Genomic DNA, 16,386 nt, shown 5'->3' with positions numbered 1-16,386 from the left:
GCGAAGTCGTCGGCCGGTGCGCCCGGACGCTTGGCCGCGCAGTGCGAAGGGTCGATGGCTTGGCTCACGGCGCGTCACCCGGTTCCAGTTCGACCTCGACGCCCTCCAGCACCGCGCCTGCGATCTCGATCCTGGGTGCGCTGGCGCGGGCGTGCAGGGGAGGCAGCGGCGAGCCCGTGGCCGCGGCGTCCATCCACGTGAGGACGTCCGCGATGCGCAATCCCGCGACCGCCTGTGCGCCGTCCCGCCGCAGGTGCAGGCCGACCGGGTCCGAGGCGTCGCGCGCGCCGGCATAGACGAGGGTTGCCGCTAGCGGCGACGTCGATGTGCCCAACGGCGCCGGAAGCGCCGGCCACGTGGCAGGCCAGGCCGGCATCGCGCCATCGAGTCCGAGCAGCAGCGCGTCGCCGAACGCGAACCGTCCGTGGGCATCCACATCGGGTATCAGGTCCTTGCCGCGCAGGGCGATGGCCGCCGGCACCAGGGTCCAGATGCCGTCGCGCAGGCGCAGCGGCCCGTGGGCACCCAGCGTGAAGCGCAGCGGCTCGCCGTCGCCGCGGTACTCCGCCGACATGCCCAGCTTCAGCGGTGCGACCCGCAGCACGCCGTCGTCGAAACGCAGCGGCCCCGATGCCGCGACAAAGGCCGGCAGCCGCCAGCCTGCGCCGTGGATCTGCACCTTGCCCCGGGCGCTGACCCCGGCGCCGTTGGCCGGCCGCGTCGCGGCCAGGCGCAGGTCGAAGTCGACGCGGAGCGGCGCCGCCAGTTCCAGGATGCCGCGGGCTCCGGCCGCCACCGGCTGGCCTTCGGCGAACGAGGCCACGTCCAGGTCCAGGCCGGCGAGTGCCCAGCCGTCACCGAGCAGGCGGCCATCGCGCACGCCGATTCCGTCGGACAGGGTCGGCAGGCGGCCGGCGCCGGGCGGCCGGCCGGCCAACCAGGCCTGCAGCCGCGCGAGCTCCAGCACCGGCGCGTCCAGCTCGATGCGCTCCAGGACCAGCGGCGCGCCGCGATCGCGCAGCGTCGACCACGGCAGCGACACCAGCACCCGCCTGGCGCGCAGCAGGGGTTCGCCGCCACCGGGCGCCCGCGCCGCCACGTCGTGGACCTCCAGCAGCGGCGTGCCGCGCAGGCGATAGCGCGCCTCACCTTCGAAAGCGATGTCGAGGCCAAGCGCGTCGCCGACGCTGCCCAGTGCGATCCGGGCCAGCTGGCGCGGCTGCATCAGCACCGCCGCGGCAAGCGCGACCAGAAGCAGCACGACCACGGCGATGCCGGCGGCGAGCGCGAGCCCGCGGCGCAGCCTCACGCCCCGAGCGCCTCCGGCAGCAGGGCGTCGACGAAGGCCTCGGCGTCGAAGACGCGCAGGTCCTCGGGGCGCTCGCCGATGCCGGCGAAGCGGATCGGGATGCCGAACTCCTGCGCCAGCGCGAACACCACGCCGCCCTTGGCGGTGCCGTCGAGCTTGGTCACCACCAGCCCGGTGACGCCCGCGGCCTGGTGAAAGTGGCGCAGCTGGCTGAGCGCGTTCTGGCCGGTGGTGCCGTCGATCACCAGCAGCACCTCGTGTGGCGCGGCCGCGTCGACCTTGGCGAGCACGCGCTTGATCTTCGACAGCTCGGCCATCAGGCCCTGCTGGGTGTGCAGCCGGCCGGCGGTGTCGGCGATCAGCACGTCGGTGCCGCGCGCCCGCGCCGCCTGCAGCGCGTCGAATGCGACCGCGGCGGGGTCGGCGTCCTGGCCCTGCGCGACGACCTGCACGCCGTTGCGCTCGCCCCAGGCCTGCAGCTGGGCGACGGCGGCGGCGCGGAAGGTGTCGCCGGCGGCGAGCATCAGGCCGCGGCCCTCGTCCTTGAAGCGCTTGGCGAGCTTGCCGATGGTGGTGGTCTTGCCGACGCCGTTGACGCCAACGGTGAGGATCACGAACGGCTTGGCCGCCGGGTCGATCACCAGCGGCCTGGCCACCGGCTCCAGCAACCCGACCAGGTCGGCGCGCAGCGCGCTGCGCAGCGCGTTGGCGTCGGCGAACTCGCGCGCCTTCATGCGCTTGCGCAGCGAGTCGACCAGGCGCGTGGTCGCGGAAATGCCAACGTCGGCGGTCAGGAGCGCGGTCTCGATCGCGTCCAGGAGGTCGTCATCCAGGCGCGGATTGCGCGAGAACAGGCCACCCAGGCCGCGGGCGATGCCGCTGCCCATCAGGCGCTCGCGCCAGCCCGACCTGCCGGGTGCAGCCGCGGGCTTTTCCTGGGTCAGTGCGACAGGAGACGCGGAGGGCGATTCCAACGGAATCGACGGAGCCGGCGGAACCGACGAAACCGACGGAGCCGACGGAGCCGACGGAACCGACGGAACCGACGGAGCCGTTGCTTCGGGCGCCGCGCGGGTCCGCTGATCCCCGGACACTTGTGCCACTTCGGCCACTGCAGGCGCTTCCGCAGCCTCGGCAGGCTCCACCGCGGACAGCGACGCCGACTGCGACGCGGCTGCCTCCACCGCATCCGCCGCATCGACGACGTCAGCCCCGGCCAGCTCGGCTTCCCGCGACACGCTCCACGGATCGAGCACCTCCGCCGCCGGCGCGCGCTCGGCCGCCGCCTCGCCCATCGCGCGCGCAGCCTCGATCGCCTCGGCGGCCGCGCTCAGCGGGGAGCGTTCGTCCTTCGCCGGCTTCGCCTTGTCGGCGTCGGGTTTCCAGCGGCGGAACAGGCTGACCATCGCAATCGGACCGGGAAAAAGGGGGGTGCGCATGCTCGCGCAAGCGCGGACAATGCCGCGTCATGGTACCACCGGCCCCACGCGCTCCTTCCCGTTCCGCAGCCCCCGGCAGCGTGCGCATCATCGCCGGCCGCTGGCGTGGCAGCCGGCTGCCGGTAGCCGCCGCGCCCGGCCTGCGGCCGACGTCGGACCGCGCGCGCGAGACCCTGTTCAACTGGCTGCAGCCGATGCTGCCCGGCGCGCGCGTGCTCGACCTGTTCGCCGGCAGCGGTGCGCTCGGGCTGGAAGCGCTGTCACGCGGTGCCCGCGAGCTGGTGCTGGTGGAGCGCGACCCGGCGCTGGCGCAGTCACTGCGCGACACCTGCGCCCGGCTGGACGCCGGGGACGCGGCGGTGGTGCTGCGCGCGGACGCGCTGGAGCTGCTGCGCGCGCCGCTGCACGGGCGCTTCGACCTCGTGTTCCTCGATCCGCCCTTCGATTCCGGTGCCTGGGACGTAGCGCTCGCCAGGCTCGGGCCCTGGGTGACCGACGACGCCTGGCTCTACCTCGAGTCGCCGGCGACCGCCCCGGCACTGGCCGGGCCGGACTGGCGCTCCTTCCGCGAAGCGTCGACCCGCGACGCCCGCCATGCGCTGTTGCGGCGCGCGCCCGCGCCCTGACCGGCGCCATCCGGCGCTGATACACTCGCGCGGCATCGACCACCCAGGGACACGGCGAAGCCAGGCATGAGCACAGCCCGAAACAGGATCGCGGTCTATCCCGGCACCTTCGATCCGATCACGAACGGCCACGTCGACCTGGTCGACCGCGCCGCGCCGCTGTTCGACCGGCTCGTCGTCGGCGTCGCCGAGAGCCCCGGCAAGGGCCCGGCGCTGCCGCTGGAGCTGCGCGTGGACCTCGCGCGCCAGGCGGTTGCGCACCATGGCAACGTCGAGGTCCGCGGCTTCAATTCACTGCTGGCCCACTTCGTGTCGGAGATCGGCGGCGGCGTGCTGCTGCGCGGCCTGCGCGCGGTGTCCGATTTCGAGTACGAATTCCAGCTGGCGAGCATGAACCGCCACCTCATTCCCGAGGTGGAGACCCTGTTCCTGACGCCGGCCGAGCAATACGGCTTCATATCCTCGTCGCTGGTACGCGAGATCTCCCGCCTTGGCGGCGATGTCTCGGGCTTCGTGCCGGCGGCGGTGGCCGAGGCGCTGCAGGCCGAATGGCGGCGCGCGGGATAGACTGACCACCAACGCAACGAAACATCCTGGGGAACACGAATGAAGACCATCCCGCGCCTGATGCTGACCGCCTGCCTCGCGCTGCCGCTGCTCGCCGCCTGCAAGAAGGACGAAGCGCCCGTCGCCACCGTCGCCGCGCCGGTGACCGCGCCGGCCACCGCCGACGACGCCGCGTGGCGCACCTACGTCTCCGACGTGGTGACCCGCAACATGGAAGGCATCGGCAACCAGCCCTACGTCTACTACCTGCCGGCGCCGACCGGCGACGAGGCCGCGGACGCCGGCAACTACGAGCGCCTGGCCGACAAGGCCAGCAGCGACGTCTCGCGCGGCATCGTGCGCGGCAACATGCTGGCCTACGCCTCGTCGGATTCGACGAAGATGGCCGACATCGTGGTCGACGCCTTCGCCAGCGTCGCGCCCGACACCATGAAGGGCGTGCGCGTGGTGTTCATCGGCAGCGGTGCCGACCAGGCCCGCGTCTCCGAGGCCGTCGCGCCGGCCGGCGTCGAGTTCGTCTTCGTCGAGGCGAAGTAAGCCCGACCGGGTTGCCGCCGGCCTCCAGCGCCGGCGGCGGCTCCCGCGCCCAGGGTCTACAATGGCCCCATGGCGCTGCGCATCAACGAGCTCTGCATCAACTGCGACGTCTGCGAGCCTGCGTGCCCGAACGAGGCCATCGCGCAGGGCGAGACCATCTATCTGATCGACCCCGCGCGCTGCACCGAGTGCGTGGGGCATTTCGACGAGCCGCAGTGCGTCGTCGTCTGCCCGGTCGAGTGCATCGACCCGGATCCCGACATCCCCGAGACCCATGAGCAGCTGCTGGCCAAGCTCCGGCGGCTGACGGAGGAGGCTGCGTGACGCCATCGACCCTGCTACGCCGGATGGCGCTGCCGCTGCTGCTCGCCCTGGTTCCGACGGGCCTGGCCGTAGCCGCGGACGGAGCGGCAGCCCAGCCGCTTGCTGCGCAGGCGGCGCAGGGCGCGAAGCCGCCGGGTGCCGCCATCGCCTCGGCACACGCACTGGCCACCGACGCCGGCATGGCCGTGCTGGCCGACGGCGGCAACGCCTTTGACGCCGCGATCGCCGTTTCCGCGGTGCTGTCGGTGGTGGAGCCGATCAGCTCCGGCATCGGCGGCGGCGGATTCTTCCTGCTGCACGACGCCAGGACCGGACGCGACGTCTTCGTCGATGCGCGCGAGACCTCGCCGGCGGCGGCCACGCCCGAGCGCTACCTCGATGCCGAGGGCGGATTCGACCGCGACCGCGCCACCAACGGCGCCTGGTCGGCGGGCATCCCGGGCCTGCCCGCGGCCTTCGTCCACCTGCAGGCGAACTACGGCAAGCTGCCGCTGTCGCGGAGCCTGGCCCCGGCGATCCGCATTGCGCGCGAGGGCTTCCCCGTCTACGGCCGCATGGCCCGCGGCTACGAAGCGCGACGTACGGTCATGGAGCGCTATCCCGGTACCCGCGAGGTCTACCTGGCCGGCGGGCGCCCGATCCGCGAAGGCGACCTGTTCCGCCAGCCCGACCTTGCGCGCACGCTCGAGCTGCTGGCCGAGCGCGGCCATGACGGCTTCTACCGCGGCGACGTCGGCCGAAAGCTGGTCGCGGGCGTCAATGCCGAGGGCGGACAGTGGACCGCGGACGAACTCGCCGCGTACCGCGTGCGCGAACGCGAGCCGATCCGCTTCCGCTACCGCGACTGGGACATCGTCACCGCGCCGCCGCCGTCTTCGGGCGGGATCGCGCTGGCGCAGATGCTGCAGATCCTCGCGCCGTACGACCTCGGCGCGATGGACGACGCGCATGGCACCCACCTGGTGGTGGAGTCGATGCGCCGTGCCTTCCGCGACCGCACCTTCTACCTGGGCGATCCCGACTTCGTCGACGTGCCCCAGCGCCTGCTGACCAGCCCGGACTACGCCGCCGGCCTGCGCGCCACGATCCATCCGGAGCGCGCGACGCCCAGCGACCTGCTCTCGGGCGCACCCACGCCGCTCGAGGACGAGGAGACCACGCACTTCTCGATCATCGACGCCGAGGGCAACCGGGTCGGCGCGACGCAGACCGTCAACCTGCTGTACGGCTCGGGCCTGGTGGCGCCGGGCACCGGCGTGCTGCTGAACAACGAAATGGACGATTTCGCGCTGAAGCCCGGCACGCCCAACGCCTTCGGCGTGATGGGCTTCGACGCCAACGCGCCGGCACCGGGCAAGCGCATGCTGAGCTCGATGGTGCCGACCTTCATGCTCTCCGACGACAAGGTCGCGGTGCTCGGCACGCCGGGCGGCAGCCGCATCATTACCATGGTGCTGCTGGGCGTGCTCGGCTATGACGCCGGGCTGTCGGCGACCGACGTGGCGGCATTGCCGCGCTACCACCACCAGTGGATGCCCGACGCCATCCAGGCCGAGGCCGGGACCTTCGACGTGGCCACCGCCCAGGCGCTGCGCGCGATGGGCCACAACGTGGTGCGGCCCGAGGACGAGGTGGCCGAAGGGCGCCGCTCCAGCGATGCCTGGGGCAATTTACAGACCGTCGCCTGGGACATCGCCAACACGCGCATGGAAGGCGGCACCGACCCGCGCAATCCCGTCGGCAAGGCCGAAGTGCGCGCCTCGCGGAAGCCCTGAGGACGTCGCGATGAAGCTCTGGTCGATCGAAGGCAATACTCAGCGCCTGGACGGCGGCTCGATGTTCGGCAACGCGCCGCGGGCGATGTGGTCGAAGTGGATGCAGCCCGACGAGGCGAACCGCATCCCGCTGGCCACCCGCGCCCTGCTGGCGACGCCGCTCAACGGCCGCACCGTGCTGTTCGAGGCCGGCATCGGTGCCTTTTTCGAGCCGAAGCTGCGCGAGCGCTACGCCATCGGCGGCGACGGCCACGTGCTGCTGGACTCGCTGCGCGACGCCGGCTTCGGCCACGGGGACATCGACGTGGTGGTGCTCAGCCACCTGCACTTCGACCATGCCGGCGGCCTGCTGTCGGCCTGGAAGGAGGGCAGGGCGCCGGAACTCCTGTTCCCCAATGCCACCTTCGTGATCGGGCGCGAGCAGTGGGAGCGCGCGCGGGATCCGCATCCGCGGGACCGGGCGAGCTACATCCCCGAGCTGCTGCCGCTGCTCGAGGCCAGCGGCCGCGTCGAACTGGTCGATGGTGACCGGACGTCGGCGCTCGGGGACGCGGTGCGCTTCCACTGGAGCCACGGCCACACCCCCGGAATGATGCTGTCCGAAGTGCTGGGGCCGGAGCGCCGCGGCGACGGCCACCATGGCGGCGTGGTGTTCTGCGCGGACCTGGTGCCCGGGCTGCCCTGGGTGCACGTGCCGATCACCATGGGCTACGACCGCTGCGCCGAGACCCTGATCGACGAGAAGCAGGCCTTCCTCGACGACAAGCTGGCGCGGGGCGTGCACCTGTTCTTCGCCCATGACCCGGACTGCGCGCTGGCGCAGCTGGAGCGTGACGGACGCGGGCGCTTCACCGGCGTGCACCAGGTGCGAAGGCTGCAGGCGCGGCCGCTAGCAGCTGCTGGCTGAGGATCAGCCCGGGCCCGCGCGGTTCAGCAGCAGCCAGGCGAGGCCGCCCGAAAGCAGGGTCGCCAGCGCGGCGATGGTCCACGGCAGCCAGAGCTGCCAGGCCGGGGCACGCTCGGGCGGCGTGCGTTCCTTGCCGGAGGCGTCGGGTATCGGCCTCGGAGGCTGCAACGCTTGGTCCGCTGCCGCTGCCGCTGCCGCTTGCGCTGGCGGTGCCTGTGCCTGTGCCGGGCCGCCCCGGGGCATCGAAGCGGCTCCGATCGGCTTCGGTCGCAACGGCGACTCGCGCGCGGCGCCGTTCCCCGCGCCGGCCGATCCGTGCAGCGTGGCACCCGTGCCGGGCCTCGGCGGCAACAGCGTCGCCGGCAGCGCCAGCCGGTAGCCCTCGCCATAGATCGTCTGCAGGATCGTGCCGTGGCTGTCGCCCAGCGCCACCCGCAGCCGGCGCATGACCTTGGAGACCGCGCTGTCGAAGACGATGCTGGCCTCCGGCCAGGCCTCGGCGATCAACGTGGGGCGCGGCACCACGCGCTCGGCGTGGCGCAGCAGGCACTCGAGTACCGCGAGCGCTCGGGCATCGAGCTCCACGCTGCGCTCGCCGGCATGCAGCCGACGGAAGGCGGGCACCAGGCGATAGCGCCCGAACAGCCATTCCTCCGCCAATGAAGCCTGGAGCGGCGGGATCCGGCCTCCGGGGGCCGGGGATGTCGGCGGGAGCGGAGCGGTGGCCACACCCCGGGCAACGCGGGATGCCGGGCCTGCAGGCCAGCCGGCTGGACGCCTGTCAGGCGCCGGTGCCGAAGATCTTGTCGCCGGCGTCGCCCAGGCCCGGGAGGATGTAGCCGAGGTCGTTGAGGCGTTCGTCGATCGAGGCGACGTAGACCTCGACGTCGGGATGGCGCGCCTCGAGCGCGCGCAGGCCCTCGGGCGCGGCGACCAGGAACAGGCCCTTGATCCGCGTGCAGCCGGCTTTCTTCAGCATGTCGACCGTGGCCACCAGGGTGCCGCCGGTGGCCAGCATCGGATCGAGGATGAGCGCGGTGCGGTCGGCCATGTCGCCGACCAGGTTCTCGTAGTACGCCATGGCCTCTAGCGTGGATTCGTCGCGCTTGATGCCGACCACGCCGACCTTGGCCGCGGGAATCAGCTCCAGCACGCCCGGCAGCATGCCCAGGCCCGCGCGCAGGATCGGCACCAGGGTGATCTTGCGGCCCTTGATCCGGCGCACGCGGACCGTGCCGGCCCAGCCCTCGACGTCCGAGTCCTCGCACTCCAGGTCGGCGGTGGCCTCGTAGGTCAGGAGCGCGGCGACCTCGCCGGCCAGCTCGCGGAAGGTCTTGGTGCTGTTGTCGACGCGGCGCATGAGGCCGAGCTTGTGCTGCACCAGCGGATGGCGGACTTCGACGATCTTCATGGCGGAAGTCTAGCGCGCAGCGGCGTTCGTGACGCCGGTAACCCGGCTGAAACATCGCGGAAATAGGGTGTGCGGCGTCGACCATACCGAGTCCCGCCGTGTCCAAGCATCATCCGCTCCATCTCGCCATCGTCGCCGGCCTTGCCCTGGCCACCGCCGGGCACGCCCATGCCCGCGATCGGGTCGTGTCGCCCGATGTGGCCGGAGCTGCTCCGCCGCCGGCCGCTGCGGCGGCGCAGGCGGTGGCTGCCGCCGCGGCCGTCGATTTCGCCGCCATCGAGGTCCGCGGCCAGTTCGAATCGCAGATGCGCGCCATCGACTTCAAGCGCGCCTCGGATGCCATCCAGGACACGGTGTCCGCCGACTCCATGGGCCAGTATCCGGACCAGAACGTGGGCGAGTCGCTCTCGCGCCTGCCGGGCATCAGCGTCACCCGCGACCAGGGCGAAGGCCGCTACGTGGTGATCCGCGGCCTGGACGCGGCGCAGAATTCGGTCACCGTCGATGGCATCGGCATGGGTACGCCCGAAGACGGCAGCCGCGCGGCGCCGCTGGACGTGATTCCCTCCGAGTCCACCGAACGCCTCACCGTGGTCAAGGCGCCGACGCCGGACATGCCCGGCGATTCGCTGGGCGGAACGATCATGGTCGAGTCCGCGTCGGCCTTCGACCGCGCCGGCCGCAACATGCGCTTCAAGGCCGAGGCCAGCCACCAGAACCTCAGCGGCGAAACCAGCCCCAAGGCCGCCTTCAACTTCAGCGAGGTCTACAACGATACCTTCGGCGTGGCCTTTGGCCTGAGCTGGCAGGACCGCGACTACGAGTCGGACAACATCGAGGTCGAGTACGACGACCCGTTCGAGGACGTCACCGGCGACCGCCTGACCCCGGTCGAGATCCAGCAGCGCAAGTACACGATCAACCGCGAGCGTACCGGCGTGAACCTCAACCTGGACTGGCGCCCGGACAACGACAACCAGTACTACCTGCGTACGCTGTACACCGACTTCACCGATGCCGAGACCCGCCAGAACCACATCATCCCGGTGGGCGAGGGCGACATCGCCGGCTACGACGGCAACAGCTGGACGGTGGAGGACATCTCCGCCGACGACTTCGGCCGTCGGCTGCGCTACCGCACCAAGGAAGAGGACACCTTCACCGTCAGCGCCGGCGGCATGAACCGCAGGGGTCACTCGAAGTTCGACTACCAGCTCGGCTACACCCAGGCGCGCGAGCGCGTGGACGACGAGGTCGAGATGCGCTTCGAGTACCTCGGCGACGAGGACATGGCGATCCGCGTCGGCCCCGGCCGCATCCCGGCGTTCGACGTGATCGATCCCGCCGGCGGCGATGCCTGGCTGCGCAACGCCAATTACGGGCTGGATCGGCTGGTCGTGGCCCCGAAGCAGGTCGACGACGAGGCGATCAGCGCGAAGTTCGACTTCACGTATGCCGGCGATGCGGTGACCTGGAAGACCGGCCTGCTCGGCCGCTGGCGCGACCGCGACGTCAACGTCGACGAGGCCGAGTACCGCATCGGCCCCGACATCGACCTGTCGGGCTGGACCACCGGCTCGCCGTCCTGGCGCCACGGCAACCTGGGCGATGGCCTGTCTTCGAATGCGATGCGCCGCTATCTGCGCGAGAACCGCCAGCTGTTCTCCGAACGCCCGGGCGACGTGGGCGAGAACGCGATGATTTCCCTGGTGGAGGACTACACCGCCAGCGAGGACGTGCTTGCCGCGTACCTCATGGGCACCATGGACTTCGGCAACCTGCGCGTGGTCGCCGGTGCCCGCATCGAACGCACCGACTTCGACGCCACCGGCTGGATGGTGGACCTGGACGAGGACGGCGTGCTCACCGCCGCGCCGTCGTCGGCGGCCAAGTCCTACACGAGCGTGCTGCCCGGCCTGCACCTGCGCTACGACACCAACGGCGACTGGGTGCTGCGCGGCGCGGTCACCAAGACCATCGCGCGTCCCGGCTTCGGCGACATCACGCCGCGCGCAAGCATCAACCGCGATGACGAGGAGGTCGACCTGGGCAACCCGCAGCTCGATCCCTACGAGTCGCTGAACTTCGACCTGTCCTTCGAGCGCTACATCGGCGACTCGGGCATCTTCTCCGCCGGCATCTTCCACAAGTCGATCGACGGCTACATCGTCGACACCTGGAGCAACGACGATCCCGCCTTCCCGGGCTATGACGTGACCCGTCCGGTCAACGGCGAGGACGCGAGCGTGCTGGGCGCGGAGCTCAACTGGCAGCAGAAGCTCGACTTCCTGCCGGGAGCCTGGAGCGGCCTGCTGGTGGGCCTGAGCGGCACCTGGCTCGACACCGAGTTCGTGGCCGGCACCGAGGATCGCGCGGGCGAGAAGTTCATGCTCCCGCTGTCGTCGGAACGCCTGTACAGCGCGCACATCGGCTGGGAGAACGAGCGCGTCAGCACCCGCCTGGCGGCGGTGTATCGCAGCGAGTACCTGGACGAGATCGGCAGCGACCGCCGCTACGACCTCTGGGTCGCGCCCAATACCCAGCTCGACTTCAGCCTGGACTACAAGGTCGCCGACAACTGGAGCCTGTACCTCGAAGCCTCCAACCTGCTCGACGAGCCGCTGGAGCTGTACCAGGGCACGCCGGCGACCACGCTGCAGAACGAACTCTACGGCCGCAGCTACACGCTCGGCGTCAAGGTCAATTTCTGAGGATGCACATGATGAATTACCGGACCATCCCGAGCGCAGGCTGGCGCGCACTTGCCATCGGCGGACTGGCACTGGCGCTCGCCGGCTGCGGCGGGGCAACGGCACCCGGTGCCGGCAACGCGACCGTCGAAGGCGCCGAGGACCGTGCAGACCGCGTCCGCGAGGCCGTGCGCGCGGATGTCGCGGAGGCCGTGACCGTTCCAGAGGCCTTCGCCACCCCGATGACCCCGGATGACAACATCGACTCGGTCGCAAGCTGGACCGCACCCGACGGCCAGGTCCTGCTGCTGGCCACCGCAAAGTCCACCCATCGCCTGGTGGTGTACGACGGCGCCACGGGCGCGCTCGTGCGGCACGTCGGCGGGCGCGGCGCGGGTGCGGGGCAGTTCGACCGCCCCAACGGCATCGCCGTCGCCGACGACCTCGCCTTCGTGGTCGAGCGTGACAACCGTCGCGTGCAGGTGCTTCGCCTGCCGAGCATGCAGACCGTCGCCGAGTTCGGCGCCGACGTGCTCAAGCTGCCCTACGGCTTGTGGATCAACGAGGTCGACGGAGGCTACGAGATCTACGTGACCGACGCCTGGATGACGGGGGAAGACGCCCAGGGCGAGGACATCCTGCCGCCACTGGACCAGCTCGACCGTCGCGTGCACCGCTTCGCCTTCGCCCCGCAGGGCAACGGCTTCGCGGCCCGTCATGTCGGCGCGTTCGGCGACACCAGCCCCGACGGCGCGCTGCGCGTGGTCGAATCGCTCTGGGGCGATCCCGCCAACGACCAGCTGCTGATCGCCGAGGAAGACGAGACCTACGCCAACGAGTTCAAGGTCTACGACCTCGCGGGCAAGTACAGCGGACGCACCATCGGCGCGGAATTCCTGCAGGCGCAGGCCGAGGGCATCGTGCTCAAGACCTGCGCCGACGGCAGCGGCTGGTGGATCACCACCGAGCAGGGCAAGGGCCGAACATCCTTCCACCTGTTCGAGCGTGGCTCGCTGGACCACGTCGGCGCGGTGGCCGGTCCCACAGTCGCCAACACCGACGGCATCTGGCTGCACGACGCGCCGGCCACGGGCTTCCCCGACGGCGTGCTGTACGCGGTGCACGACGACCAGGGCGCCGTGGCCATCGACTGGCGCGAGATCGCCTCGGCCCTGGAGTTGCCTGCATGCGCGCGTTGACCCGCGCCGACGGGTCGATGTCACCGCGCGACGGCGCGGCTGCAACCGTGAACAGGTCCAGGCCCGCGGCCAGACCTCGCCGCGCGCGGCTGCTGACTGCGCTGCTGCCCGCCCTGCTGCTGGCCGGACCCGCCTTCGCCGATGAAGCCTTCGGCCCCGGTATCGTCGCGCTGGAGCCCAACACGCTGGTCCCGGCAGGTGATCTCCATTACGCACCCGCGGCGTACCCGGACCGCATCGTCGCCTCTCCGGTGGAAGATCCCGCGCGCGGCTTCCAGGTGTCGTGGCGCACCGCCGCAGGCGTCGAAGCGCCGCGGCTGGAGCTGGTGGTCGCGGGCGACTCGCCCGCCGTCGGCGAGCCGCGCAGCCTGGCTGCCCGCAGCACCGCCTTCACCACCGAAAACGGCGCCGGCAGCCAGCACCAGCTGGACGTCGACGGCCTCGAACCCGACACGCTCTACGCCTTCCGCGTACAGGGCGGCACCGGCTGGTGGAGCCCGTGGCGCCAGCTGCGCACTGCCGCCGCGCCCGGCACCGCGCTCGAGTTCCTGTACTTCGGCGACACCCAGAACAAGAACGCCAGCCACGGCAGCCGCGTCCTCCTCGAAGCCCTGCGCCACGCCCCGCGCGCGCGCCTCGCACTCTTCGCCGGCGACCTGGTCAGCGGCGGCGACGGCGAAGACGACAACGAGTGGGGCGAATGGACCGACATCACCGCCCCCGTCGCCGCGACCATGCTCATCGCCCCCGTGACCGGCAACCACGAATACTTCGAGGAGTTCGAGGACACGCCGCAGGAGCGCCGCGTGCTCGGCCTGCACTGGCCACACATGTTCGCGCTGCCCGGCAACGGGGCGCCCGGCGCCGAAGCCACCACCTACTGGTTCGACATGCACGACGCCCGCTTCGTCGTGCTCGACGGCACCTCGGCCCTGGACCTCGGCACCGCCGCCGCGCAGGCGCAATGGCTGGATGGCGTGCTGCGCGACAACCCGCGCGCCTGGTCGATCGTCACCATCCACCAGCCGATGTACTCGCCGCGGGAAGGGCGCGACAACGCCCTGCTGCGCGAGCACCTGATGCCGGTGCTCGAGCGCCATGACGTGGACCTCGTGCTGCAGGGGCACGACCACACCTACGGCCGTCGCGCCGGTGACTCGGGGGCGGCCACGCCCCAGTACGTCGTCTCGGTGGCCGGCGCCAAGCAGTACCTCCTGTCACAGGAGGCCCGCGACACCATGGCCCCGGTGGGCGAAGACACCCAGCTGTTCCAGGTCGTGCGCATCGACGGCGACACGCTGCGCTACGAAGCGCGTACGGTGACCGGGCGCCTGTACGACGCCTTCTCGCTGGTCGGAGACCGCGCGGGGAGCCGCAGGGTGGTCGAGCACACCGAAGGCCGGATCGCCCCCCGCGACTGTGGGCGTACCGGAACGCTCAAGGGCCGCGCGGACCGCTGCTGGGAGTAGGGCGGCTGCACCCGCGCGCTTCGGTGCAGCGATCCAGTCCACGACCGGATTCCAGTGGCGCGGGTTTCGGTATCAGGCCGCGGCCTTCACCCGCGGCCCTTCCAGCAGCGCGCGCTTCACCATCGACACCACCAGGTCGAGTTCGTCCTCGCCCATTTCGAAGCGCGGGGTGAAGCGCAGCGAGTTCTCGCCGCCGTGGATCACGCCCAGGCCCTGCTCGCGCAGCCACTCTTCGGTCGAGCCCGCGCCGTAACCCTTGAAGCCCGGTGCCAGTTCGCACGAGAACAGCAGCCCGGTGCCCTGGACCTTGGTGATCAGCCCGTCCAGCTCCGCCTTCAACGCCTCGAGCTTCGCCAGCGCCTGCTCGCCGCGGAGGCGGATGTTCGCGCGCACGGCGGGCGTCACCATTCCCAGCACGGTGACGCCGACGTCGGCCGCACGCGGGTTGCCGGTCATGGTGTTGCCGTAGGTGCCGCGCGTGTAGATGCCCGCCGCGCGCGCGTTCACCGCCAGCACCGACAGCGGGAACTGGCCGGCGTTGAGCGCCTTGGAATAGGTCTCCATGTCCGGCGCTTCCTGGCCCTCGAAGCCGGGGTAGTCGACGATCGACAGCGCGCCGGTGGCACGCAGGCCGGCCTGGATCGAATCCACCAGCAGCAGCGAACCGTGCGCCTTCGTCAGCGCGCGCGCCGCGGCGTAGAAGTCCACCGGCACGCTGCGGCCGGGATCGCCTTCGCCCATCACCGGCTCGAGGAACATCGCCTCGATGAACCAGCCCTTGGCATCGGCATCCGCGAAGGCCTGCTTCAGCGCGCCGATGTCGTAGGGCGCCACCACCAGCACGCTGTCCTCGTGGCGGTAGCTGGCCAGCGCGTTCTCGTAGGCCTTGCGGGTGGAATTGGAATACAGCGCCGGGGCTTCGGTGCGGCCGTGGAAGGCGCCCTTGACCACCAGGCGCTTGACCGTGCGCCCGGCGTGGCGGCCGCCGGCGTCGGTCATGGTCTTGGCGTTGGTGTCGGCGATGCGTGCGGCCAGCGACACCGACTCCGAACCGGAGTTGAGGCACATGAAGGCCGCGTACGGGCAGGCGCCGGCGGCCTGGCCGATCTCGGCGCGCAGCGCGCGGTCCAGCCGCAGCTGCGAGAGGTTCGGGGTCATGATGTTGGCCAGCGCCTGCGGCTTCGCCATGGCCTCCAGCACCTGCGCGGGCGCGTGGCCGAAGCCGAGCATGCCGTAGCCGCCGGTGTCGTAGAGCACCGCACCCTTGAGGGTCACGATCCAGGGGCCGCGGGCGGCCAGCGCCACGTAGGGGTTCACGCCATCCTGGGGATAGAAGTTGACGAACCCGGCCTGGACCGCCTGGATCTGGGCGTCCTCGTCGAGATCCAGCAGGTCGGCGCAGTCGGCCTCGATGCGCGCGAATTCCGCCGCGGCGGCGTCGATGGCGGCGACCAGGTCGGAGTGCCCTTCGGCGAAACGCGCGATGGTGGCGTCGTCGAGACCCGTGGTCCGGCGATGGCCCTTGCGGGCGCGGAGCGGGGCGAGGGCGGTGATGGTGGCGGTCATGGCGGTTCCTCCGGACGTGGCGAGGCCCGGATGGCCGGGCGATTCCCTATCGTATCGGGAGGCGTTCGTCGGTTGGTAGGTGCGATCTGCTCGGAAACCCTGTGGTTTTCGGCGGATCGACGATAGAATCCGGCCATGAAGCTGAGCCCCGCCGACGAAGCCCTGCTTTCGCTGCTGCGCGAGGACGCGCGCATGCCCACCGCGGCGATCGCGCGCAGGCTGCAGCTGTCGCGGACCACCGTGCAGAGCCGGATCGAACGCCTGGAGCGCAGCGGGGTGATCGCGGGCTACACCGTGCGGGTGGACGACCAGCACGAACGCGAGCGCATCCGCGCGCTGGTCATGATCACCGTGTTCCCCAAGCAGGCGCCGGGCGTGGTCGAGGCGCTGCGCCAGTACCCGGGCGTGCGCGCGCTGCATTCGGTCAACGGCGCCTGGGACCTGGTGGCGATGGTGGTGGTGGCGACGATCGGCGAGATGGACGCGCTCACCGACCGCATCGGCGCCCTGGATGGCGTGGAACGCACCACCTCGACCCTGCTGCTGTCGACCAAGTTCGAACGTTGA

15 protein-coding genes are annotated in these 16,386 nt (G+C 71.3%); 10 read left to right on the top strand and 5 right to left on the bottom strand.

The genetic code is table 11. The features are described from left to right. Positions 1-64: 64 nt before the first annotated feature. Both JG616_RS01725 and ftsY read right to left on the bottom strand, forming a co-directional pair. On the bottom strand, positions 65-1,309 hold the full coding sequence (locus tag JG616_RS01725) for a hypothetical protein (RefSeq protein ID WP_199391471.1): 1,245 nt from the start codon (positions 1,307-1,309) through the stop codon (positions 65-67). Next, entirely contained in the window at positions 1,306-2,715 is a 1,410-nt protein-coding gene (ftsY, locus tag JG616_RS01720; RefSeq protein ID WP_199391470.1) for a signal recognition particle-docking protein FtsY, read from the bottom strand. The genes JG616_RS01725 and ftsY overlap by 4 nt, the downstream gene beginning before the upstream one ends. 62 nt (positions 2,716-2,777) lie before the next feature. Between ftsY and rsmD the strand changes: the two genes are divergently transcribed. The 6 genes from rsmD (at position 2,778) to JG616_RS01690 (ending at position 7,484) form a co-directional block, all read left to right on the top strand. Next, the gene (gene rsmD, locus JG616_RS01715) at positions 2,778-3,374 is read left to right on the top strand and encodes a 16S rRNA (guanine(966)-N(2))-methyltransferase RsmD (RefSeq protein ID WP_199361556.1); all 597 of its coding nucleotides are present in this window, start codon (positions 2,778-2,780) and stop codon (positions 3,372-3,374) included. Between the two features lie 66 nt (positions 3,375-3,440). After that, positions 3,441-3,941: a pantetheine-phosphate adenylyltransferase gene (coaD, locus tag JG616_RS01710; protein WP_199391469.1), complete on the top strand. Its 501-nt coding sequence runs from the start codon at positions 3,441-3,443 to the stop codon at positions 3,939-3,941. Positions 3,942-3,980: 39 nt separating this feature from the next. Then, positions 3,981-4,478, top strand: coding sequence for a hypothetical protein (locus JG616_RS01705; RefSeq protein WP_199391468.1), 498 nt, complete (start codon positions 3,981-3,983; stop codon positions 4,476-4,478). A gap of 69 nt (positions 4,479-4,547) precedes the next feature. Further along, entirely contained in the window at positions 4,548-4,802 is a 255-nt protein-coding gene (locus JG616_RS01700; RefSeq protein ID WP_199361553.1) for a YfhL family 4Fe-4S dicluster ferredoxin, read from the top strand. Between the two features lie 23 nt (positions 4,803-4,825). Further along, positions 4,826-6,577, top strand: coding sequence for a gamma-glutamyltransferase (gene ggt, locus JG616_RS01695; RefSeq protein ID WP_199391933.1), 1,752 nt, complete (start codon positions 4,826-4,828; stop codon positions 6,575-6,577). A gap of 10 nt (positions 6,578-6,587) precedes the next feature. Beyond that, the gene (locus JG616_RS01690) at positions 6,588-7,484 is read left to right on the top strand and encodes an MBL fold metallo-hydrolase (RefSeq protein WP_199391467.1); all 897 of its coding nucleotides are present in this window, start codon (positions 6,588-6,590) and stop codon (positions 7,482-7,484) included. 3 nt (positions 7,485-7,487) lie between these two features. Here the strand turns inward: JG616_RS01690 and JG616_RS01685 are convergent, their stop codons facing one another. Both JG616_RS01685 and upp read right to left on the bottom strand, forming a co-directional pair. Continuing rightward, complete coding sequence (locus JG616_RS01685; RefSeq protein ID WP_199391466.1) at positions 7,488-8,144, bottom strand: winged helix-turn-helix domain-containing protein; 657 nt, start codon at positions 8,142-8,144, stop codon at positions 7,488-7,490. Between the two features lie 121 nt (positions 8,145-8,265). Next, positions 8,266-8,895, bottom strand: a complete 630-nt coding sequence (gene upp, locus JG616_RS01680; RefSeq protein WP_199391465.1) for a uracil phosphoribosyltransferase — start codon at positions 8,893-8,895, stop codon at positions 8,266-8,268. Between the two features lie 185 nt (positions 8,896-9,080). Here upp and JG616_RS01675 point away from each other — a divergent pair, with 185 nt between their 5' ends. The 3 genes from JG616_RS01675 (at position 9,081) to JG616_RS01665 (ending at position 14,253) form a co-directional block, all read left to right on the top strand. Beyond that, a complete protein-coding gene (locus JG616_RS01675) occupies positions 9,081-11,606 on the top strand; it encodes a TonB-dependent receptor (RefSeq protein ID WP_343224981.1) in 2,526 nt (841 codons plus the stop codon). An 11-nt stretch (positions 11,607-11,617) separates the two neighbouring features. Then, positions 11,618-12,784 carry a phytase gene (locus JG616_RS01670; RefSeq protein ID WP_199391463.1) on the top strand — a complete coding sequence of 389 codons (1,167 nt, stop codon included), beginning with the start codon at positions 11,618-11,620 and terminating at the stop codon, positions 12,782-12,784. A gap of 113 nt (positions 12,785-12,897) precedes the next feature. Continuing rightward, positions 12,898-14,253: a metallophosphoesterase family protein gene (locus JG616_RS01665; RefSeq protein ID WP_234446631.1), complete on the top strand. Its 1,356-nt coding sequence runs from the start codon at positions 12,898-12,900 to the stop codon at positions 14,251-14,253. Positions 14,254-14,325: 72 nt separating this feature from the next. On the opposite strand, the gene JG616_RS01660 is transcribed toward JG616_RS01665, so the two are convergent. Beyond that, on the bottom strand, positions 14,326-15,819 hold the full coding sequence (locus tag JG616_RS01660; RefSeq protein ID WP_199391462.1) for an aminotransferase class III-fold pyridoxal phosphate-dependent enzyme: 1,494 nt from the start codon (positions 15,817-15,819) through the stop codon (positions 14,326-14,328). A gap of 135 nt (positions 15,820-15,954) precedes the next feature. Here JG616_RS01660 and JG616_RS01655 point away from each other — a divergent pair, with 135 nt between their 5' ends. Beyond that, positions 15,955-16,386, top strand: coding sequence for an Lrp/AsnC family transcriptional regulator (locus JG616_RS01655; RefSeq protein WP_199362227.1), 432 nt, complete (start codon positions 15,955-15,957; stop codon positions 16,384-16,386).

The sequence above is a fragment of the Luteimonas sp. MC1895 genome (assembly GCF_016457215.1).
Taxonomy (GTDB): Bacteria; Pseudomonadota; Gammaproteobacteria; order Xanthomonadales; family Xanthomonadaceae; genus Luteimonas.
Note: the sequence above shows the minus strand (reverse complement) of the source record. Positions and strands in the feature narration are given on the sequence as shown.

What these genes read in the sequence shown, in the direction of transcription:
- JG616_RS01655 (WP_199362227.1), top strand. Translation starts at nt 15,955, where the DNA reads ATGAAGCTGAGCCCCGCCGACGAAGCCCTGCTTTCGCTGCTGCGCGAG.
- JG616_RS01700 (WP_199361553.1), top strand. Translation starts at nt 4,548, where the DNA reads ATGGCGCTGCGCATCAACGAGCTCTGCATCAACTGCGACGTCTGCGAG.
- upp (WP_199391465.1), bottom strand. Translation starts at nt 8,895, where the DNA reads ATGAAGATCGTCGAAGTCCGCCATCCGCTGGTGCAGCACAAGCTCGGC.
- ggt (WP_199391933.1), top strand. Translation starts at nt 4,826, where the DNA reads ATGGCGCTGCCGCTGCTGCTCGCCCTGGTTCCGACGGGCCTGGCCGTA.
- ftsY (WP_199391470.1), bottom strand. Translation starts at nt 2,715, where the DNA reads ATGGTCAGCCTGTTCCGCCGCTGGAAACCCGACGCCGACAAGGCGAAG.
- JG616_RS01705 (WP_199391468.1), top strand. Translation starts at nt 3,981, where the DNA reads ATGAAGACCATCCCGCGCCTGATGCTGACCGCCTGCCTCGCGCTGCCG.
- JG616_RS01660 (WP_199391462.1), bottom strand. Translation starts at nt 15,819, where the DNA reads ATGACCGCCACCATCACCGCCCTCGCCCCGCTCCGCGCCCGCAAGGGC.
- JG616_RS01670 (WP_199391463.1), top strand. Translation starts at nt 11,618, where the DNA reads ATGAATTACCGGACCATCCCGAGCGCAGGCTGGCGCGCACTTGCCATC.
- JG616_RS01690 (WP_199391467.1), top strand. Translation starts at nt 6,588, where the DNA reads ATGAAGCTCTGGTCGATCGAAGGCAATACTCAGCGCCTGGACGGCGGC.
- rsmD (WP_199361556.1), top strand. Translation starts at nt 2,778, where the DNA reads ATGGTACCACCGGCCCCACGCGCTCCTTCCCGTTCCGCAGCCCCCGGC.
- coaD (WP_199391469.1), top strand. Translation starts at nt 3,441, where the DNA reads ATGAGCACAGCCCGAAACAGGATCGCGGTCTATCCCGGCACCTTCGAT.